We start from the raw sequence: 21238 nt of genomic DNA, 5'->3' as shown, positions 1-21238 counted from the left end.
GGTAAATCTGATTCTTGAAAACAAAGTGATGCCGATCGCTGGACGCATTGCCGGGCAGCGCCACCTGGTTGCCCTGCGCGATGGGATGGTTTTGACCATGCCGCTGGTTATTATCGGATCGCTCTTTCTGATTTTGGCCAACCTGCCAATCCCGGGGTATGCGGAAATGATGGCACAACTGTTTGGCGAGCAATGGGCGGTCAAACTTTCCTATCCGGTCGGCGTGACCTTTGACATCATGGCGTTAATCGCCGCTTTTGGCATTGCCTATCGGCTTGCGGAAAAGTATCAGGTCGATGCTTTGTCAGCAGGTGCCATCTCTGTTGCCGCATTCTTGCTGGCTACGCCGTACAAGGTCTCGTTTCTGGCGGAGGGAGCGACGGAGCCGATTCTTGTAGACGGAGGAATCCCAACCGCTCTGTTGGGCAGCAAAGGTTTGTTTATTGCCATGCTGATCGCGATGCTCTCTACCGAGATTTACCGTTGGATTGTGCAAAAAAAGCTGGTTATCAGGCTGCCTGACGGCGTACCGCCAGCAGTCAGCAGGTCGTTTATCGCACTTATTCCCGGTTTTGTCGTCATTGCGGTGATCTGGATCGCCCGTTTGCTCGTCGAACAAACCCACTTCGGCAGCTTGCACAATATTGTCGGCGACTTGTTGGGAGAGCCGCTAAGCATTTTGGGCGGCAGTCTTGGCGGAAGCCTGGTTGCCGAATTTGTCCTGTTGCTGTTATGGTCTTGCGGATTGCATGGCGCCAATATTGTCGACGGGGTAATGTCCCCGATCTGGTATGCGGCGATGGATGCCAACCGCATCGCCTTTCAAGCTCACGAGGTATTGCCTAATGTGTTTACCAAACAGTTTTTTGACAACTGGATCCATATCGGCGGAAGCGGCACAACATTTGGTCTCGTCATCTGCATGTTGCTGCGTTCGAGAAGCCAGCAGATGAATCAATTGGGCCGACTGTCGATTGGTCCAGCGATTTTCAATATAAATGAACCGATTATTTTCGGGATGCCGGTGGTTTTAAATCCATTGTTGATTATTCCGTTTATTATCACTCCGCTGCTGACTGTTATAGCTACCTATATTGGCATGTCAACCGGACTGGTGGCGAAGCCTGCGGGAATCGCTGTCCCCTGGACAATGCCGCCGATCATATCGGGGTACTTGGCGACTGGCGGAAAAATCTCCGGAGCGGTCATGCAGTTGGTCAACATCTTGATTTCCTGTGCTGTCTACTATCCGTTTTTCAAGATGTGGGATCGACAAAAACGCGCGGAGGAAACACAAACCGCAACGGAACAAACTGTCATTAACGTGTAATGAGCATGGGATAAGGGGTGGGGAGAAGAAATGGAACTTTCGGAATATGTCTTTCAAATCATACTGCGGGGAGGGAATGCCAGAAGTTTTGCGATGGAAGCGATCGCTTACGCCAAAAAAGGAAACTTCCAGGAGGCTTGGCAGGCACTGGACAATGCCGGAAATGAACTGAACGAAGCGCATTCGATTCAAACAAGCCTGATCCAAAAGGAGGCAGCCGGAGACAAAACGGAAATTTCACTGCTGATGGTGCATGCTCAGGACCACTTGATGAATGCGTTGACAGTCAGGGACTTGGCAAAAGAGTTTGTTCAACTATATACGAGATTATCCGCGGAACAGGGGGAGAAACAATGGATGGATTGAAAGTGGTGACGATTGGCGGCGGGTCCAGCTATACACCGGAGCTGGTGGAGGGATTTATTAAAAGATATGAGGATGTGCCCATTCGCGAGTTATGGCTGGTCGATATTCCGGAAGGGAAAGAAAAGCTGGAGATTGTCGGCAGCCTGGCAAAAAGAATGGTGGAAAAGGCCGGGATTCCCATGAAAATCCATTTGACGCTGGATCGTCGGGAAGCGTTGAAAGATGCCGATTTTGTCACGACCCAGTTGCGCGTCGGCCTGCTGAACGCCAGGGTATTGGATGAGAGGATTCCTTTGAAATACGGGGTGATCGGCCAAGAGACGAACGGTCCCGGCGGACTGTTCAAAGGCTTGCGGACAATTCCGGTGATTCTCGACATATGCAAAGATATCGAGGAGCTATGCCCGAATGCCTGGCTGATCAACTTTACCAATCCGGCGGGAATGGTAACCGAGGCAGTTTTGCGTTACAGCCGAATCGAAAAAGTCGTGGGCCTTTGCAACGTGCCGGTTGGCATGAAGATGAGCATCGCCCAGCTGCTGGGGGTAGAGTCACAGCGGGTTCACATTGATTTTGCGGGATTGAACCATATGGTCTTTGGTTTGAATGTGTACCTGGATGGCGTAAAGGTGACAGATCGTGTCATTGATCTGCTGACCAGCGGCGACAGCTCAGGCGTGACCATGAAAAATATTATAGATATGGGCTGGGAAAAAGAGTTTATCCGTGCGTTAGGCATCCTTCCGTGCCCCTATCATCGCTATTATTATCAAACGAGCAAAATGCTTCAACATGAATTGGAGGAAGCCAACACCGTCGGGACACGGGCAGAAGTTGTCAAAAAAGTGGAAGCGGAGCTGTTCGAGCTTTACAAAGACCCGGAGCTGGCGATTAAACCGCCACAGCTCGAACAACGCGGCGGCGCCTATTACAGCGATGCCGCCTGCAATCTGATTCAATCGATCTATAACGATCGCAAAGACATTCAACCGGTCAATGTCCGAAATAATGGCGCGATCGCCAGTATTCCAGCGGAATCGGCAGTTGAAGTGAACTGTATCATTACCAAGGATGGCCCCAAACCGATTGCGGTGGGCGACTTGCCAGTGCCTGTGCGGGGACTGGTTCAACAGATCAAATCGTTTGAACGGGTCGCTGCAGAAGCGGCGGTTACCGGCAGTTATCAGACTGCTTTATTGGCAATGACGATCAACCCGCTGGTTCCTTCCGACACAGTTGCAAAACAAATATTGGATGAAATGCTGCAAGCTCATCGGGCATACTTGCCGCAGTTTTTTTAAAATGTTTCTTTTTGGCTTCGCCCGCATCTCCGGATCAGCCAGTCCGGAGATGTTTTTATTTACAAAAACCGAATGATAGAAAAGGTTGACAAGGAATCTTTCGCCATTTATTATTTTTCTGTAAATATATTTTTATTGAAAAATACAAAAAAATGAAAAGCGGGGTTTGAAAAAATGTTGAAACGTAGTGCGGCAATTGCATTGGGATTAACTTTACTGGCGCCGAATACGATTTTTGCGGCGACTGCAGCAACACCGGCAACTCCAGCAACTCCAGCAGCGCCAGCAGCAGCACCGGCTGTGCAAAGCGAGGACTTGGGCCTGGAATTGACCAAACAATTTTTGATGGCTGATGCCTGGTTCCAAAATTCCGGCGAAGCCAAAGCGCTCTACTACCAAGGTTATAACCTGGCTAGTTTGATGCTGGACAAGGACCTGGCTGATAAAACCGTAACGAAGAAAAGAGCGGTCATTGTCGATGTAGACGAGACTGTTTTGGACAACAGCCCGAACAATGTGAGAATGATGATGGAAGGGAAAGAATTCAATCCGGATTCTTGGAACGAATGGGTTGGCTTGGCCCAAGCCAAAGCGCTTCCGGGCGCTGTTGAGTTTTTGAACAAAGCTGATCAAAACGGGGTTGATGTCTATTACGTGTCCAACCGCACTGTCGATCAAATTCCGGCAACGATCAAAAACTTGCAAGCAGCAGGTTTCCCGCAAGCGGTTGAAAGCCATCTGCTGTTCAAAGATGATGTAAGTTCCAAAGAACCGCGGCGTCAACAAATCGAGCAAGATCACCACATTGTGTTGCTCGTAGGGGACAACCTCGTTGACTTTGCGCAAGTATTTGAAACGAAAAATCAAGCTGACCGCAACAAAGCGGTAGATGAACTGAAAGAAAAATTCGGCCAATCGTTCATCATTTTGCCAAACCCAATGTATGGCGATTGGGAAACTGCCCTGTATGGTGAGCAAAAATTGACCCAAGAGCAAAAACTGCAAGCTCGTGAAGCTGCCCTTACTTCTTACGAGAGCGCGAAAAAATAAATCGGTTCAACAAAAAACAGCCCCTTGGTCAGCCGTTTTGACCGTGGGGCTGTTCGTTTATTTCCGGATGCTTTCATTGATTTTTTGCTCCTGGATCAGCTGATAGACCTTGACCATGGACCGAGCGACATCGACCATTCGTTTCCGTTCATTCATCGCCGACTTGCGTAAAAACGCAAAAGCTTCTTCCTCCGGAATCTTTTTCATTTCGCACAGAATTCGTTTCGCCTGGTCAATCCATTTGCGCTCTTCCAAACGAAGCAATGCCATTTCATGTTCCTGCTTCAACTGCGTTCGTTGCCTTTGCAAACTTTTCGTCACGAAATAAGCCCAGTGCAGTTCTTCGGATGACATGGAAGGAAAAAGTACGCCGTCAATATCGGCGTCCAGCAACTTGTCCGGATGTGGTTGATGATCGTCACACCACCAGATCAACGGGATATTTCCATAGGAACGAAGGTCACGACACCAGCTGGACAGCGATTGTGGCGGCATATGGAGGATCACCGCATCAAACATGGGGACGGCGCGCTGCACCTCCTCATTTGTCATCGCCTGCAAAACCGAAAAACCGGCTGTACTTAGCTTTGTTTTGATTTGGTCATTCTTTCCGCTATGGGAAATGAGAAGCAGAGATTCAGCCACCCTCATCCTGAATGCCTCCCTTTGACTGTTTGCAAGTTAATGTTAAATAATATAACATCAAGTCGCATTTAAGTCTAGTATCAAGTGTAAATCGCTGATTTAATGTCATATAACTTGACATAAGTTCGCTCCGCTTCTAAAATAGAGGTATCACACTGGCGTGATAAAACGAATAGGGGGATACAAAGGCGTATCCAAACTGAGGAGGGCACGGGAGAATCGTGCTCTCCTGTTTTGTTTGCAGCCGACGTCAAGTGTTGCGCAACTGCAGTTTTGCAGGCGGAAAATGTTACAATAGAACATAAGCCGCTAGTTAATATCTTGGAATTTTGCCAAGGAGGAATAAATGGATGCTGTTGTTTATTGATAATCAAAATATTACCGATCCTGCACGCAATCTTGCGTTGGAGGAATACGCCCTGAAAAACTTCCCGATCGAAAATGACTATTTGTTGTTTTACATAAACGGACCGTCGATCATCATTGGTCGAAATCAGAACACAGCGGAAGAAATCAACCAAGAGTACGTGGAACAAAACGGCATCCAGGTAGTACGCCGGTTATCGGGAGGCGGAGCCGTCTATCACGATTTGGGCAATCTCAATTTCAGCTTTATTACCAAGGACGATGGACAGTCCTTTCACAATTATCGCAAGTTTACGGAACCTGTCGTGAAAGCGCTGCATAAGCTGGGGGTTGCGGCAGAATTGACCGGTCGAAACGATATTCAGGTCGGAGAGCGGAAAATTTCCGGCAACGCCCAGTTTGCAACCAAAGGCAGGATGTTTACGCATGGCACGTTGCTGTTTGATTCACAGATGGAACATGTCGCTTCGGCCTTGAAGGTCAACCCGGAAAAAATCAAGTCCAAAGGGGTCAAGTCGGTGCGCAGCCGCGTCGCCAATATTACCGAGTTTTTGCGGGAGCCGATGACGATCGAGCAATTCAAACAATATTTGCTCGAATCGATTTTCGAGGGTTCGGACATCCATAGGTACGAGTTGTCAGCGAGCGATTGGCAACAGGTTGACAAACTGACGAACGAACGGTATCGGAATTGGGATTGGAACTATGGAAAGTCGCCGGCCTTTAACGTTCAGCACGTCAAACGGCTCGGCACAGGCACTTTTGACGTGCGGCTCTATGTTGAGGGGGGGATCATTCGGACCGCTGCCATTTACGGCGACTTTTTTGGCCAAGGTGATGTCCGCGAGGTAGAGGAGAAACTGATTGGTGTTCGCTATGATCGGACAGCGCTTGCCGCTGTTTCTGCGCAGATTGATTTGCCGCACTATTTTGGTCCAATCACTTCGGCGGAATGGCTGGAATTGTTATAGAAGCTTGTCTGAATCGAAGGAGAACTAGCTAAAATACGAGTAAGGGGAAAATAGACCAGGCACCATACGGAAAAAGGAGGGTCAAACATGGAATACAGGACGGAAAAAGATACGCTGGGGGAGATCGCGGTACCAGCCGACAAGCTTTGGGCCGCCCAAACGCAACGCAGTTTGCAAAACTTCAAGATTGGCACTGAAAAAATGCCGCTGGAACTGATTCGCGTTTTCGCCATATTGAAAAAAAGCGCCGCGCTCGTCAATTTGCAACTTGGCAAGCTGGAGCAAGCGAAGGCGGATGCCATTGTTGAAGCCGCCGAGGAGATTCGCCAGGGAAAATGGGACGATCATTTTCCGTTGGTCGTTTGGCAAACCGGAAGCGGAACCCAGACAAATATGAATGTAAATGAGGTCATTGCCAATCGCGCCAATCAACTTTTGGCAGAGCGGGGGTACGAACAGCGCATCCACCCCAATGATGATGTCAATAAATCGCAAAGTTCCAACGATACTTTTCCGACGGCGATGCATGTCGTTGCTGTCATGGCGCTGGAAGATCAGCTGTTGCCTGCCTTGGAAACATTGAAAGACACATTGCGGAAAAAAAGCGAGCAGTTTGCCGATATCATCAAAATCGGCCGAACCCATCTGCAGGATGCCACCCCCTTGACGCTGGGGCAAGAAATCAGTGGTTGGCAGCGGATGTTGGAAAAAACGGAAGAAATGATAAAGGCGACTCTGGAGCCTTTGCGGGAGTTGGCAATCGGCGGAACAGCGGTCGGTACCGGCATCAATGCGCACCCGCGCTTTGGACAGATGGTAGCGGAGGAGATCAGCCGTCAGACCGGCAAAAAATTTGTAACGGCCAAAAACAAGTTCCATGCGTTGACGAGCCATGACGAGTTGGTTTATTCGCACGGAGCGTTAAAAGCGTTAGCCGCAGACTTGATGAAGATTGCCAACGATGTGCGCTGGCTGGCCAGTGGACCGCGCAGCGGCATTGGCGAGATCACCATTCCCGCCAATGAGCCGGGCAGCTCGATCATGCCAGGCAAGGTGAATCCGACACAAAGCGAAGCGTTAACGATGGTTGCCTGCCAGGTAATGGGCAATGATGCCACGATCGGTTTTGCTGCCAGCCAGGGAAATTTTGAGCTAAATGTATTTAAACCGGTGCTTATTTACAATTTCTTGCAATCGGTACGGCTGCTCGCTGATTCCATCCGCTCATTCCACGACAATCTGGCAATCGGAATTGAGCCAAACCGCTCGGTGATCAAAGCTCATTTGGAAAATTCGCTGATGTTGGTCACGGCATTGAATCCGCATATCGGCTATGAAAAGGCGGCTGAAGTAGCCAAATTGGCCCATAGAGAGGGACTTACTCTCAAGCAGGCAGCGATTCAGAGCAAGTTGCTGACAGAAGAGGAGTTTGACCAAATTGTGCGGCCGGAGTTGATGATTCACCCGAGAGAATAGACAAAAAAGCAATCCGCCTCGTTCGGCAAGCGACAGTTCTTTTGCCGATAAGGCGGATTTTTTGTTTACTCTTCGTTTGTTCTGCGGCGCCCCGCAAGTCCAAGGTAACAAAGTACGGAGCCGACTTCCGCTGCCGCAATGACGACGCCCATGGGGATCGCCGTCTGACTGCCCCCGAGGCCGACGAGCGGAGCCACCAAACCGCCAAAGATAAAAGAAAGAACTCCGAGCAGGGCCGAAGCGCTTCCTGCCGATTTGGCCTGATTTTGCATGGCCAGCGAAAATGCACTGGTACTGACAATTCCGACACAGGAGACGACAATAAACAAGGGGAGCAGGATGCCGATTAAGCCTGCTTTCAGCAAGATCATCAACAGCAAGAGGATTCCGCTGATGGAGGCAAGTGCGAGTCCGGCGGCAAGCAGTCTGACCTCGCCGAGCCGGGCGGCCAATCTGCCGGTCATCTGCCCCGCGATGATGATCCCAACCCCATTGACCGCAAAGCAGAGGCTGAACATTTGCGGGGACATGCCATAAATATCTTGCAGCACGAAGGGAGAACCGGATATATATGCAAACATTGCTGCGATCACCAGACCTTGCGACAAGGCAAAGCCCATGAACACACGATCGGTAAGCAATCCGCCGAATGTGGCAAAGGTGTTTTTGAGCCCTCCGCTGGAACGTTTTTGCGCTGGCAAAGTTTCCGGCAATCCAAAAGCCACAACCAAAAACATGATCAACCCGATCAAGCCCAACACGACGAACACTCCTTGCCAGGAAGTGATCTGCAAAAGCTGTCCGCCGGCAATCGGCGCAAAAATCGGGGCAACCCCGTTAACCAGCATCAGTAAGGAAAAAAATCGAGTTAATTCCGGGCCTGCGTACATGTCTCTGGCCATCGCCCGCGAGAGCACAATCCCGGCTGCCCCTGCAGCCCCTTGCATAAAGCGAAGCAAAATTAAACCCCAAATCGTCGGAGTCATCGCGCATAAAAATGATGAGACACAATAGATCGCCAATCCGATCAGCAACGGTTTGCGGCGCCCGCGCACGTCGCTTACTGGCCCGGCCAATAATTGCCCTAGCGACAGCCCGAGCAAGCAGGCGGTCAAACTCAATTGTGCCGTAGATGCGCTTGTATGCAGTTCTTCGGCTAACCTTGGCAAAGAAGGCAAGTACATGTCGAGTGACAACGGCCCAAATGCAGACAAAGCCCCCAAAATTACGGCCATCCATAGTCTTCGCGTCCTCACCGGCGCTGCGGATGCAACTTCCATGTCGTTCATTCGCTTCTCCACTCTCCACTCTCCACTCTTTGTAATCTGTTTCGTCTGCTTAATGTAACACATTTTAGAGCTGACTGACCGACAAGTAAAGAAGTTGCCGCGCAGTAAGTAACGGACAAAAGCAAAAAATTTTTTGTTGGCAGTCCACCTCGGAAACGGATAAACAACAGAAATGAAAAAATTGTCGAAAAATAGTTAATTTCCATAAGAAAATAAAAAAATATTAAAAAAAGATATTGAATATTTAAATTTAGTCGCCTATTATATAGATCAATAGTTTTTATATTTCGTCCTAAATCTAATCTTTTAAACCGTATTTAGGATACAAAGAGAAAATTTAATACGAAAAGAGGTAAAAAATTGGACGATTCCTTCCAGCGAAGTCTTTACTCGGAATTGGATGATCTCGATTACCAAATCGTTTGTTTCCTTGAAGAAAACGCTCGGACCCCGTTTACGCAAATCGCCAAAGAACTTGGCGTTACCGAAAAAACCGTGAGAATGCGCGTTCAGCAAATGCAAGAAGAAGGTGTTCTCAGTTTAATCGGCGTCGTAAACCCGGTGAAAGCAGGAATCCGTGTCGAAACGATCATCCAACTTGCTGTATCCGGCAATTACCTGGATGCAGTGATAAACACACTGCAAGAGACTCCTGAAGTCAGATTGGTTATCTTGACATCGGGCGAGTATCAGTTGCTAATCCAAGTTTTTACCCGTGACAATCAAGAATTTTCAGAGTTCTTCATGAACAAGTTGAACAAGATTGAAGGTATTATCAAATCCAATGTGATCATGGAGTTAAAAGTGCTGAAATCGAAATTCAAATTCATTCGTTGAACTAACCTTCGGGTTTGCTTCATAAAAAAGTCTGAACATTATCTCAAATCAAAAAAGAGACAGAAAGGGGTTCACCGACAATGTTTTCCAAAAAATTTAGCGCAACATTGGCTACAGTGATTTTGGGCAGTATGGTAGCACTGGCAGGGTGCGGAGGACAATCTTCTGCACCAACCACACCATCTTCTGGCGCAGCCAATAGTGATGCAGGCAGCGCAGCAACAGCTGGGAAAAAAGTTTTGAACATTGCGTTGAAAGCAGATCCGCCAAGCATGGATCCGATGGCTTCCACTTCACTGTATGATCGCCAAGTTCAAAACAGTATTTATGACAAGTTGTTCGATATCAGCCCAGAAGGAAAAATCGTTCCTGCTCTGGTTGATTCCTATGAAGTTTCCGAAGACGGGAAAACCTACACTTTTACATTAAAAGAGGGCATCAAGTTCCAGGACGGAACGGATTTCAACGCAGAAGCGGTTAAATTCAACCTGGAGCGCGATCTGTCAGACAATTCAAAACGTAAAGCGGAATTAAACTTAGTTGATAAAATTGAAACCCCTGACGCCAAAACGGTTGTTGTGACGTTGAAGAGCCCGTTTGCTCCATTTATTTCCGTGTTGACTGACCGTGCTGGTATGATGGTTTCTCCGGCCGCAGTAAAACAGTACGGGGATGATTACATCAATCACCCGGTTGGTACCGGTCCGTTCGTTTTCGTTGAACACGTCAAAGGCGACCACGTCACTTTGAAGAAAAATGAAAACTATTGGAATGGCGCGCCGAAACTCGACGAAGTGACTTATAAAGTATTCACCAATACTTCCGCCGCTGTGCAAAACCTGCGTTCCGGCATGGTTGACATCATCGACGAGATTCCGATCAAGGAAATTCCGACCGTTGCCAAAGATCCAAATTTGACTGCGATCACCAAGCCAAACATGGGTTACCAAGGAATGTTCCTCAATACCAAAAAAGGACCTTTGGCCAACCAATATTTGCGGCAAGCCGTTGACCGCGCGATCGACCGCGAAACCGTGGTAAAAGTATTGTTTGATGGATACGGCGCACCTGCCTGGTCTCCATTCCCGCCAGGAAGCATGGCTTACAATGAAGCGACAGACAACGCTCCGAAACCAAATGCGGCAGAAATTAAAGAATTGCTGGCAAAAGGCGGACAACCAAACGGCTTTAGCTTTAAACTGCAAATTTCCACCACGCCTGCCAACGAACAATTCGGTGCTGTTATTCAAAACATGTTGAAACCGTACGGGATTAATGTTCAACTGGAAAAAGTGGAATATGGAACGCTGCTGGAAAATGGCGATAACGGCAACTTTGAAGCGCTGCAGCTTGGCTGGTCCGGACGGATCGACCCTGACCAAAACTTCTATTCCTTCGTTGTGACCGATATGCCGAACAACTATGCGGGCATTTCTTCACCTGAACTGGATAAAGCGATGGAGCAAGCAAGAACTGAGCTGGATGATGCCAAACGTGCCGAACTGTACAAACAAGCAATGGATGCGCTGCATGAGAATGCCGGCTACAGCTATATTTACCACAACTACGACAAATTCGGACTCTCCAAAAAGGTGACTGGCTTTACCTATGTGCCTGATGGTATTATCCGCGTCGCAACTGTGGACAAGCAATAATTTACCATTCCATACACCAAGGGAGGATCAGTTATGCTATTTGTAGTAAAACGATTACTGCTAACCATTCCGATTCTCTTCCTGGTGTCGATTATGACATTCTCCTTAATTCATATGATCCCGGGCGATCCTGCCCGGGTCATTTTAGGACAGGAGGCGACACCGGAAGCGTATCAGGCACTGCGGACAGAACTGGGATTGGATCAGCCGATCGTCCAACAATACTTCAATTGGGTAGGCAAGGTGTTGCGTGGCGATCTGGGCATGTCCATCACCGACCACGTCCCCGTCTCCGATCTGATTTTGCAACGGCTCCCCGCCACGATTGAATTGACCATCGGAACATTTATTTTTGCCTTAATCATTGCGATACCGACCGGGATTTTGGCCGCAGTCAGACGCAATACCTGGATTGACTACACCAGTTCATTTCTGGCGTTGGGCGGAATGAGTATCCCCAACTTCTGGTTGGCGATGATGGTCATTATTTATTTTACCGTCGAACACACCTGGTTCCCATCCTCCGGTTATGTTCCCTTCTTTGAAGATCCAAAAGCAAACTTGATGGCGATGGTTCTTCCTTGTATCGCAACCGGACTTCGTGAATCCGCTGTTTTGATGAGAATGTTGCGATCTTCTTTGCTTGAAGTGGTGAACATGGATTTTGTTCGTACTGCCAAAGCAAAAGGCTTGAACGAAGTCAAAACCATCCTTGGTCACGTTCTGCGCAACGCTTTGATTCCGGTTGTCACCACATCTGGTCTCATGGTTGCCGGTCTGCTGGGCGGTTTGGTTATTACCGAATCGATTTTTTCGATTCCAGGCTTTGGCCGGTTGATTGTTGAATCAGTGTTTAAACGGGATTATGTTACGGTTCAAGGGGCAATCCTCGTATCCGCGCTGTTAGTCGTCGTCGTTAACTTGCTGGTTGATTTGCTGTATGCGGTGATTGATCCGCGAATTAAATCAGGCAAGGGGGCTGATTAATCATGAAAACAGTGAAACGTTTCTTGCGGACGGGATTAGGTCTGCTTGGTGCCCTGATTATCTTGCTCTTGATTCTTGTGGCGATTTTTGCACCAGCGATTGCTACCCATGATCCGAATGCACAAGATTACAATGCGATTCTGCAAGAACCAAACGCTCAGCACTTGTTTGGAACAGATGACCTCGGACGGGATATCTTTTCCCGCGTCGTCTACGGCTCTCGTGTTTCGATTGAAGCGGCGATTGTTTCGGTCGGAATTGCGATGATTATCGGCGTGCCGATTGGCTTGTTCACCGGTTACTATCGCGGTTTTTGGGACGAATGGGTTGTAATGCGAATTATTGATGCGATGCAGGCTTTCCCGTTCCTCATTTTGGCTTTGGCGATTTCCGCCGTGCTTGGCAGCGGGTTTGGCAACGCGATGCTGGCGATCGGGATCGGCTTTGCTCCATCGTTTGTCCGGATTACACGCGGTCAGGTTCTAAGCTTGCGCAATATGGAATATGTACAAGCGGCCAAGTCTGTGGGGGTCAAAGATATGCGTATCATCTTCGGGCATATTTTGCCGAACGCATTGAGCCCAATTATCATTCAATCTACCTTGGGGATGGCTACCGGGATTCTTGCCGAAGCTTCGCTGTCCTATTTGGGTCTTGGGGTGCAACCGCCGACACCTTCCTGGGGAAGCATGTTAAACCAGGCGCAAAGCTTGCTCTCTGTTGCCCCATACGCAACCTTCTACCCAGGATTGGCGATTTTCGTCGTTGTGCTTGGCTTTAACTTACTCGGTGATGGATTGCAACAATTCCTTGATCCGAAAGCGAGAAAATAATTTCAGGGAGGAGTGGGAGTATGAGTGACATCTTACAAGTTCAACAGTTGCGGACTCGGTTCAAAACCGACCAGGGGAAAGTTTCCGTTGTTGATGGCGTCGATTTTTCCATTCGGCAAGGGGAGACTCTTGGAGTTGTAGGCGAATCGGGCTGTGGGAAAAGTATGACCAGCCTCTCCATCATGCGACTGCTTCCACAAAACGGTTCTACTGAAGGGAAAATTACGTTTGAGGGCAAAGATTTGCTCTCCTTGTCAGAAAAAGATATGCAAAAGATTCGCGGCAATGAGATTGCGATGATTTTCCAGGAGCCGATGACTTCGCTCAATCCATTGCACACCGTCGGCCGGCAAATCGAAGAAGCTGTGTTGCTGCACCGCAAAGTTACCAAAGAAGAAGCGAAAAAACGGGCGATCGACATGCTGAAAGCGGTCGGGATGCCGCGGCCGGAAGAAATTTACGGCGAATACCCCCATCAGTTGTCCGGGGGGATGCGGCAACGGGTGATGATCGCGATGGCGATGGCTTGTGATCCGAAACTGATCATCGCCGACGAACCGACCACTGCGCTCGACGTAACCATTCAAGCGCAAATTTTGGAACTGATGCAAAAGTTGAAAGAACAGACCGGTACTTCCATCATGTTGATTACCCACGATCTTGGCGTTGTGGCAGAAATGTGTGACCGTGTGATCGTCATGTACGCCGGGCAGGTGGTGGAAGAGGCGGAAATCAATCAATTGTTTGAAAGTCCAAAACATCCATATACGATTGGCTTGATGAACTCGGTACCGGAACTGGATGAAGAAAGGGAGTATCTGGAGACCATTCCCGGCTCCGTACCTTTGGCCCACCAAATGCCGAGCGGCTGCCGTTTTGCACCGCGCTGCAGCAAGGCGATGCCGATCTGTTCGGAAAAACAGCCGGACTTGCTTGATTTGGGCGGACAGAAATGCCGTTGTTGGTTGTATGCGGAGGTGAATGAATAATGGAACCATTATTGGAGGTAAAAGGGTTACAAAAGCATTTTCCGATCCATTCCGGTGCTTTTCGGAAGGTAGTCGGTCATGTTCGTGCTGTTGACGGAATCGACTTGACGGTTTACCCGGGAGAAACGCTGGGGATCGTAGGGGAATCTGGTTGCGGAAAATCAACAACAGGCCGAACGATCCTTCGGTTGTTGGAGCCGACAGGCGGCGAAGTGCTCTTTAACGGACAGGATCTGGCCAAGTTGAAAAAAGAAGAGATGCGCCAAGTTCGCAAGGATATCCAGATGGTTTTCCAGGACCCATATGCTTCGCTGAATCCGCGCAAAACGATCAAACAAATTTTGCTGGAGTCACTGGAAGTACACAACATTGGCACCAAGCAAGAACGTATGCAAATCATCGAAGAGATCATTCAGGTTGTCGGTCTGCAAAAGGAACATTTGAATCGTCACCCGCATAATTTCTCCGGAGGCCAGCGCCAGCGGATCGGGATTGCCCGCGCATTGGTGCTGAAACCAAAACTGATTATCGCCGATGAACCGGTGTCTGCGCTGGACGTGTCGATTCAGTCGCAAATTCTCAATTTGTTGAAAGACTTGAAACGTGATTTTAACTTGACCTTGATTTTTATTTCACATGATCTTTCGGTTGTGAAGCATATTTGTGATCGCGTTGCCGTAATGTATTTGGGACGAGTGGTGGAAATCGCTGACAAGCGCACCTTGTTTGAAAATCCGAGTCACCCTTACACAAAGGCGCTGCTCTCGGCCGTGCCACAGGCCAATCCAAAGGCAAAACGCGAACGGATCATCTTGACAGGCGATCTGCCCAGCCCGGCAAATCCGCCTTCGGGTTGTACATTCCATCCTCGTTGCCAGCATGCGACAGAAGAGTGCAAAAAGGTAGCTCCTCAACTGCAGGATATCGGCGGAGGACAATTGGTGTCCTGTCATTTGTACAAAGAATTGTTCAGCTCGCAACATTAATTGTGGCTGGGAGGTTAATGGAAAAATGGTGTACTGGCAGTTGTTTCTCGCATTTTTCCGCGTGGGCATCTTTGGCTACGGGGGAGGTCCGACGATGATCCCCCTCGTCCACACGGAATGCGTCAAAAAATATCAATGGGTAAGTTCTGAAGAATTTGCCGATAACTATGCGTTGGGGAATGCGTTGCCTGGACCGATCGCCACCAAAATGGCCGCGTATGTCGGCTACAAGGTAAAAGGCTGGTTAGGTTCCTTCATTGCAGTCGTCGCCGTCTCCTTACCGGTCGTCATCGTGATGATCGCCCTTTTGCAAGTTGTAACGCAATTAAAGGATGCCGGAATCGTTCGCGGGATGATCGACGCCATTCAACCGGTTATCGGCGTGATGATGGTTTCGATGACATGGGAATTTGTGTCGAAAGGCTGGAAAGCGGCGGATAAACAAAAAGTTGGTTTTATCGCACTGATTGCTTTGGCTCTTATTGCCTTGCTGTTTATTAATCTGCATCCGGGCCTGCTTGTGGCCATCTTTTTATTGGGCGCCTTCCTCTATTCAACCTGGAAAATGAAACAGGCCAAACGCCAGGAGAAAGATCGAGGGATGAGCGCATGATCTATTTGCAATTGTTTTGGGGTTTTTTTATTGCCAATATTTTGGGCTACGGCGGCGGACCGCCCAGTATCCCGCTTGTGCAGAATGAAGTCGTGAATCATTACCACTGGATGACCAATCAGGAGTTTGGCGAAATGCTGGCGGTGGCGAATGCGCTGCCCAGTCCGATCGCGACGAAGTTGGCCGGATATGTCGGCTATGAAGTAGCGGGAGTCGCTGGCTCGATCGTTGCCTTGATCGCCACGATTGCTCCGACGGCGATTGCCATGGTGCTCCTTTTAGGTTTTCTGAATTTGTTCCAAAAAGCTCCGCAAGTGAAAGCCATGACCCAGTCGGTACGCCCGATCGTCGCAGTTATGACTGGGATCTTGGCTGTTGAGTTTTTTCAAGGCTCCATTGAGGAAATGGGACTGATTCATACTGTCGTGCTAGCGGCACTTGCCTTCTTCTTCCTGGAAAGAAAGAAGATTCATCCGGCCATCGCCATAGCTGGTGCTATGGTATATGGAATTATCTTTATCAAATAAATCCTGAACCTAACAGGAGGCGTACATGATGATTGAATTTGACGCTTTACATTATCCGTATTCTTCACAACGCATGGCTACCGTTGCTCGAAACGGCATGGTCGCTACTTCACAACCGCTGGCTGCCCAAGCAGGTTTGGATATTTTGAAAAAAGGCGGCAATGCGATTGATGCCGCCATCGCCACTGCGGCTTGTTTGACGGTTGTCGAACCAACTTCCAACGGAATCGGCGGCGATGCCTTCGCGATCGTCTGGACAAAAGGAGAATTGCACGGCTTAAATGCAAGCGGCGTTGCTCCGCAAAGCATTTCGATCGATGCCGTGAAAGCGGCGGGCCATGAAAAAATGCCTACCTACGGCTGGTTCCCGGTGACTGTACCGGGTGCGCCTTCCGCCTGGGCAGCCTTGTCGGAACGGTTTGGCAGACTGCCGTTGAGCGAAGTATTGCAACCGGCGATCAACTATGCTGAAAACGGGTTTCCGCTGTCGCCCACATTGGCTCATTACTGGAACCTGGCTTACAACAAATTTAAGAAAACATTGACCGGCCCAGAGTTCGAAAACTGGTTCAAAACGTTTGCGCCTAACGGCAGAGCGCCGCAGGTGGGCGAAATGTGGAGATCGCCTGGTCATGCCCAAACGCTGCGAAGCATCGCCGAAACGAAAGCCGAATCGTTCTATCGCGGTGAACTGGCAGAGAAGATTGACCAATTCTCCCGCGAACACGGCGGTTTCTTGCGCAAAGAAGACTTGGCGGCTTACGCTCCGAAGTGGGTAAATCCGATCAGCGTGAATTACAAAGGCTACGATGTCTGGGAAATTCCCCCCAATGGCCAAGGTCTCGTAGCATTGCTGGCTCTCAATATTTTAAAGGGCTACGAATTTGCCGAAAAAGATACGGTTGAGACTTACCATAAACAGATGGAAGCGATGAAGCTGGCTTTCGCTGACGGACTCAAATATATCACGCAGGCTGACAAAATGAGCGTTTCCGTGGAAGACCTGCTGTCGGAAGCATATGCTGTCGAAAGACGCGCGCTGATTGGCGAAGAAGCCCTGCAACCGGAACCGGGTGAACCGGCAAGAAGCGGTACGGTTTACTTGGCGGCAGCTGATGGCGAGGGCAACATGATTTCCTACATCCAAAGCAACTATATGGGTTTTGGTTCCGGGATCGTCATTCCCGATACCGGGATCGCCATGCAAAACCGCGGACACAATTTCTCGCTTGATCCGACTCATGACAACCGTCTGGAGCCAGGCAAGCAGACGTACCATACCATTATCCCCGGTTTCCTGACCAAAGACGGAAAACCGGTTGGTCCATTTGGCGTGATGGGCGGATTTATGCAGCCGCAGGGACATGTGCAGGTCGTGATGAACATGGTCGACTTCCACTTGAATCCGCAAGCTGCTTTGGATGCGCCCAGATGGCAATGGATGGAAGGAAAGACGGTCGAAGTCGAGCCGCAATTCCCGAATCATATCGCCAGAAACCTCGCGCGCAAAGGACACGATATCAAGGTGGCTCTCAGTACGGGTGGATTTGGCCGCGGACAAATCATTGTGCGCAACGAAGACGGCGTCCTGATCGGCGGCACCGATTTCCGGACAGACGGAACAATCGCGGCTTGGTAATTGCTCGATGAACACGGTATGAAACAGGTGTATTCTGCTCTACAAAAAGATCGCCCCTCCACAAAGCGAGCGGCGATCTTTTTGTTATGCTTTCTTTTGCTACGCGGAGGGAGCGGCTTGGAGATAAGGCAGCGCTGAGACAAAACCGGCTCCGGCTGCGGTATCCATGCCGATTTCGGCGATATCAACCGTATGATATTTAATCAGAGTGTACAGCTCCGGTTCGGAAGGATAGCGGCCAAATCTTTCAAAAAATTTGCCTCGCAGCAAGGCGGCGAATCCGGCAACATGGGGACTGGCCATTGATGTTCCGCTCAAAATGGCATAAGTGCCGCGCGGATAACAAGACAAAATATTGACTCCAGGCGCTGCCACATCGATTTGCCGGTTGGTGTTGGAAAAATAAGCGACCTTTTGCGCATAATCGACGGCCCCAACCGCAATGACTTCAGGCAGATAGGCCGGATAGGAAATTTCTTCGGTCGCGGAACTGCCGTCACCTTCGTTTCCTGCGGCCACAATGACAGCAATGTTGTTTTCCGTCGCTCTTTGAATCGCAGCGTGCAAATTCGGGTTATAATCAGGGCCGCCCAACGACATGTTGATGACACTGATTTTTTCGCCATTTGGGCCAGTCCAATCAATGCAGTATTCAATGGCATTCGTAATCCATTCATCCTCACCATAGCCTTGACCGGTCAAAACTTTCCCGATAAACAGTTTGGCTCGGGGAGCGACTCCCACGATACCGCTCTGATTGGCGACAGCGGCAATAATTCCAGCGACATGGGTGCCGTGATAATGGTTATCTTCATAATTGGCAGGATCGCTATTGTAGTCAGTAGTAAAATTGCGTCCATCAATGATATTGCTACGCAGATCGGGATGGTTACGATCGATCCCGGTATCGAGTATGGCGATGACGCTTCCCTCGCCTTCATTATCTGTCCACAAGTAAGGAGTGCCCATCATCTGGATGCCGGTGGGAATATAGTCTGTTACCCCCTGATTGGGCACAGCAGATCCCCTTAATACGGTATGATTGACTAATGAGTAAACCATTTTGACCCCTCCCTTTTCAGATGAACCAAAAAAGTTACAACTTTACTTTATCTTATGGGGCCAAGCTGTCGCTTGACTCGGCTATTGATGGGAGGAAGTTGATTTCCTCAATCGCACAAATCGCTGGATTGGTCATCAGGGAGGCGGGAGAGGTTTCGCCATTCCAACATGGAGCGAAACGAAATGTGCGATATAATGGATGATAAGAAAGAGGTGTCGTCATGTACAGCAATGAACCAGCTGCCGCTCTTCGCTCGGTGCCTTTGTTTCGCAATCTCGACTCCGAAGAGTTGGCCTATTTGAACCAAATTACCGTGAAACGGTTTTTCCGGAAAAAATCGGTGATATTTTCTGAGGGTGCGGAGAAGACGGAAGTTTTTTTTATTGCCGAAGGCTTGGTGAGGACGTATAAAGTCACTGAAAACGGCAATGAACAAACCGTTTCCTTGCTGCGGGCCGGGGAGATGTTTCCGCACGTCGGTTTTTTCCATGACGATCCATATCCGGCAACGGCAGAAGCCTTGATCGATACGCAACTGCTGATCATCCCCGTACACAAGTTTGAACAGCTTATGTTGCAGAAACCGACGATCGCTGTCAAGGTGATGAAAATTCTAGGCGAGAAGATCAAAGAGCTGCAGGAAAGACTGCAAGTATTTTCCGCTAATACTGTCGATCAACGAGTGATTGCCTTCTTGTGTAAATTGGCGGAACAATACGTGCCGGACAAGGATGGAGTGATCAAAATACATATTCCGATGACGCACCAGGAGATCGCCACATTGGTGGGGACTACCCGGGAGACGATAAACCGCTTTTTCAATCGATTGCAAAAAGAAGGGGTTGCGGCCAAAAATCGTACGCATATTACGATTTTGAACTTCGATCGGCTCAAACAATGGAGCGATGCAAACTGACGCCTCCGTTAATTCATTAACGGAGGCGGTTTTGTCTTTGTCTGTTTAGCTTTCAATCATGCCTTTCGGACCGAAAAATTCGTAATGAATTCGTTCGGGAGCGACGCCCCATGTCCGCAAAGCCCGGTATACGGCTTGCATCATCGGTTGCGGGCCGCAAATATAATAATCAGCGTTTTTGTCAGGAACGACGGCTTGCAGCCATTCCAGATCAACAAAGCCAGCTTTGTCAAAATGCTCGCCCAACCGATCTTCCGCAAGCGGATTGGAGTAAGCGACAAAATACGGGAATGGTCCTGATGCGGAGCGCAGCGCTTTGACTTCATCAGCCAGTGCGTGGAAACGGCTGTTTTGCAATCCGTGCAGGAAAGTGACCGGGCGATTCGGTTGCTGGCGTCGCAATGTTTTCAACATGCTGAGCAGTGGGGTTTGCCCGATTCCGCCGGCGATCAGCACAACCGGTTCATCCGATTCCAGATCGACTGTAAAATCGCCAGCGGGAGCGCTAACCGCCAACAGTTCTCCTTCGTTGATGTGTTGATGCAGATAGTTCGATACTTTGCCCTCCGGTTTGTCCTGAAGAGCGTCGATCCGTTTGACACTGATGCGGTAGAAAGGTTTCCCCGGTTCATCCGACAAACTGTACTGGCGGATATGTTCATGCGTTTCGCCGGGGATTCCTGTGCACTTAATGCTGATATATTGGCCGGGGGCAAAGGGAGCAACCGGTTGCCCATCTTCCGGCTCCAAATAAAAGGAGCAGACATCTTCGCTCTCTTTCACTTTCCGTTTGACGATAAAGTTTTTGAAGTCAACCCAACCAGCCGCTTGATACAACCTTTGTTCCGTCTGAATAAAGGCGGCTGCGATATACTCGTATGCTTTGCCCCAGGCGTTGATAATCTCTGCGGTAGCCGCCTCTCCCAAAACGTCCTGGATCGCCTGCAGCAAATTTTCTCCCACAATCGGATAGTGCTCGGGTTGGATTCCTAAACTTCTGTGCTTGTGGGCGATTTGCATTACAGCCGGCAAAATCGCCTCCAGTCGGTCAATATGGACGGCAGCCGCATAAACGGTGTTGGCCAGAGCGGTTTGTTGGCGGCCTTGTTTTTGATTGGCGTGATTAAATATATTCAGCAATTCAGGATGACGCTGGAACAACAATTGATAAAAACGCGTCGTAATGGCCGTTCCGTGGCTTTCCAAAACAGGTACAGTCGCTTTGACAATTTCGATAGTTTGTTTATCGAGCATCTTGTTAGACTCCCTTCGATGGTTTGTTACCTTCTTCATCGTAAGGGAGGGTGTCCATTTGCAAATATGACGAAGATCACATTTCGCTGTGAAAGTTTTGCAGATCTTGTTTCAACTCGAACAAGGAAAGTCTGGTCCGCCTACC

Annotated in this window: 20 protein-coding genes; 16 read left to right on the top strand and 4 right to left on the bottom strand. The window is 49.2% G+C overall.

Annotated features, from left to right (window positions below; all coding sequences use genetic code 11):
* Positions 1-28: 28 nt before the first annotated feature.
* The 4 genes from celB (at position 29) to JOD01_RS09555 (ending at position 4047) form a co-directional block, all read left to right on the top strand.
* A complete protein-coding gene (gene celB / locus JOD01_RS09570) occupies positions 29-1330 on the top strand; it encodes a PTS cellobiose transporter subunit IIC (RefSeq protein ID WP_239565361.1) in 1302 nt (433 codons plus the stop codon).
* A 30-nt stretch (positions 1331-1360) separates the two neighbouring features.
* Positions 1361-1696, top strand: coding sequence for a PTS lactose/cellobiose transporter subunit IIA (locus JOD01_RS09565; RefSeq protein WP_204518093.1), 336 nt, complete (start codon positions 1361-1363; stop codon positions 1694-1696).
* On the top strand, positions 1684-2997 hold the full coding sequence (locus tag JOD01_RS09560) for a 6-phospho-beta-glucosidase (RefSeq protein ID WP_204518092.1): 1314 nt from the start codon (positions 1684-1686) through the stop codon (positions 2995-2997). The genes JOD01_RS09565 and JOD01_RS09560 overlap by 13 nt, the downstream gene beginning before the upstream one ends.
* A 174-nt stretch (positions 2998-3171) precedes the next feature.
* The gene (locus JOD01_RS09555; protein WP_204518091.1) at positions 3172-4047 is read left to right on the top strand and encodes a 5'-nucleotidase, lipoprotein e(P4) family; all 876 of its coding nucleotides are present in this window, start codon (positions 3172-3174) and stop codon (positions 4045-4047) included.
* 57 nt (positions 4048-4104) lie between these two features.
* Here JOD01_RS09555 and JOD01_RS09550 read toward each other — a convergent pair whose 3' ends face one another.
* Positions 4105-4698, bottom strand: coding sequence for an ANTAR domain-containing response regulator (locus JOD01_RS09550; RefSeq protein WP_204518090.1), 594 nt, complete (start codon positions 4696-4698; stop codon positions 4105-4107).
* 347 nt (positions 4699-5045) lie between these two features.
* On the opposite strand from JOD01_RS09550, the gene JOD01_RS09545 reads away from it, so the two are divergent.
* Together JOD01_RS09545 and fumC are read left to right on the top strand one after the other, a co-directional pair.
* Positions 5046-6029, top strand: coding sequence for a lipoate--protein ligase (locus tag JOD01_RS09545; protein ID WP_204518154.1), 984 nt, complete (start codon positions 5046-5048; stop codon positions 6027-6029).
* Between the two features lie 87 nt (positions 6030-6116).
* On the top strand, positions 6117-7505 hold the full coding sequence (fumC, locus tag JOD01_RS09540; RefSeq protein ID WP_204518089.1) for a class II fumarate hydratase: 1389 nt from the start codon (positions 6117-6119) through the stop codon (positions 7503-7505).
* A gap of 65 nt (positions 7506-7570) precedes the next feature.
* On the opposite strand, the gene JOD01_RS09535 is transcribed toward fumC, so the two are convergent.
* Positions 7571-8794 carry a multidrug effflux MFS transporter gene (locus JOD01_RS09535; RefSeq protein ID WP_204518088.1) on the bottom strand — a complete coding sequence of 408 codons (1224 nt, stop codon included), beginning with the start codon at positions 8792-8794 and terminating at the stop codon, positions 7571-7573.
* 360 nt (positions 8795-9154) lie between these two features.
* Between JOD01_RS09535 and JOD01_RS09530 the strand changes: the two genes are divergently transcribed.
* The 9 genes from JOD01_RS09530 to ggt all read left to right on the top strand — a co-directional run bounded on the left by JOD01_RS09530 (position 9155) and on the right by ggt (position 17860).
* Complete coding sequence (locus JOD01_RS09530; RefSeq protein ID WP_204518087.1) at positions 9155-9631, top strand: Lrp/AsnC family transcriptional regulator; 477 nt, start codon at positions 9155-9157, stop codon at positions 9629-9631.
* An 80-nt stretch (positions 9632-9711) separates the two neighbouring features.
* Positions 9712-11286 (top strand): ABC transporter substrate-binding protein, encoded by a 1575-nt coding sequence (locus JOD01_RS09525; RefSeq protein ID WP_204518086.1) that lies wholly within the window; start codon positions 9712-9714, stop codon positions 11284-11286.
* A 33-nt stretch (positions 11287-11319) separates the two neighbouring features.
* Entirely contained in the window at positions 11320-12273 is a 954-nt protein-coding gene (locus JOD01_RS09520) for an ABC transporter permease (RefSeq protein ID WP_204518085.1), read from the top strand.
* A gap of 2 nt (positions 12274-12275) precedes the next feature.
* On the top strand, positions 12276-13106 hold the full coding sequence (locus tag JOD01_RS09515; RefSeq protein WP_204518084.1) for an ABC transporter permease: 831 nt from the start codon (positions 12276-12278) through the stop codon (positions 13104-13106).
* A 20-nt stretch (positions 13107-13126) separates the two neighbouring features.
* Complete coding sequence (locus JOD01_RS09510) at positions 13127-14095, top strand: ABC transporter ATP-binding protein (RefSeq protein WP_204518083.1); 969 nt, start codon at positions 13127-13129, stop codon at positions 14093-14095.
* Positions 14092-15081 (top strand): ABC transporter ATP-binding protein, encoded by a 990-nt coding sequence (locus JOD01_RS09505; RefSeq protein ID WP_338028547.1) that lies wholly within the window; start codon positions 14092-14094, stop codon positions 15079-15081. Before JOD01_RS09510 ends, JOD01_RS09505 begins: the two co-directional genes overlap by 4 nt.
* A 25-nt stretch (positions 15082-15106) precedes the next feature.
* Positions 15107-15694 (top strand): chromate transporter, encoded by a 588-nt coding sequence (locus JOD01_RS09500; RefSeq protein ID WP_204518081.1) that lies wholly within the window; start codon positions 15107-15109, stop codon positions 15692-15694.
* Positions 15691-16221 carry a chromate transporter gene (locus tag JOD01_RS09495; RefSeq protein WP_204518080.1) on the top strand — a complete coding sequence of 177 codons (531 nt, stop codon included), beginning with the start codon at positions 15691-15693 and terminating at the stop codon, positions 16219-16221. Before JOD01_RS09500 ends, JOD01_RS09495 begins: the two co-directional genes overlap by 4 nt.
* 28 nt (positions 16222-16249) lie before the next feature.
* On the top strand, positions 16250-17860 hold the full coding sequence (ggt, locus tag JOD01_RS09490) for a gamma-glutamyltransferase (protein ID WP_204518153.1): 1611 nt from the start codon (positions 16250-16252) through the stop codon (positions 17858-17860).
* 99 nt (positions 17861-17959) lie between these two features.
* Here ggt and JOD01_RS09485 read toward each other — a convergent pair whose 3' ends face one another.
* Positions 17960-18922, bottom strand: a complete 963-nt coding sequence (locus JOD01_RS09485) for a S8 family peptidase (RefSeq protein ID WP_204518079.1) — start codon at positions 18920-18922, stop codon at positions 17960-17962.
* A gap of 221 nt (positions 18923-19143) precedes the next feature.
* Between JOD01_RS09485 and JOD01_RS09480 the strand changes: the two genes are divergently transcribed.
* Positions 19144-19839 (top strand): Crp/Fnr family transcriptional regulator, encoded by a 696-nt coding sequence (locus JOD01_RS09480; protein WP_204518078.1) that lies wholly within the window; start codon positions 19144-19146, stop codon positions 19837-19839.
* A 45-nt stretch (positions 19840-19884) separates the two neighbouring features.
* Here the strand turns inward: JOD01_RS09480 and hmpA are convergent, their stop codons facing one another.
* A complete protein-coding gene (gene hmpA, locus JOD01_RS09475; RefSeq protein WP_204518077.1) occupies positions 19885-21093 on the bottom strand; it encodes an NO-inducible flavohemoprotein in 1209 nt (402 codons plus the stop codon).
* Positions 21094-21238: the final 145 nt, after the last annotated feature.

This window comes from Brevibacillus fulvus (assembly GCF_016908525.1).
Lineage (GTDB): Bacteria > Bacillota > Bacilli > Brevibacillales > Brevibacillaceae > Brevibacillus_G > Brevibacillus_G fulvus.
The sequence above is the reverse complement of the archived record's forward strand: the minus strand, read 5'-3'. Positions and strand labels throughout refer to the sequence as shown.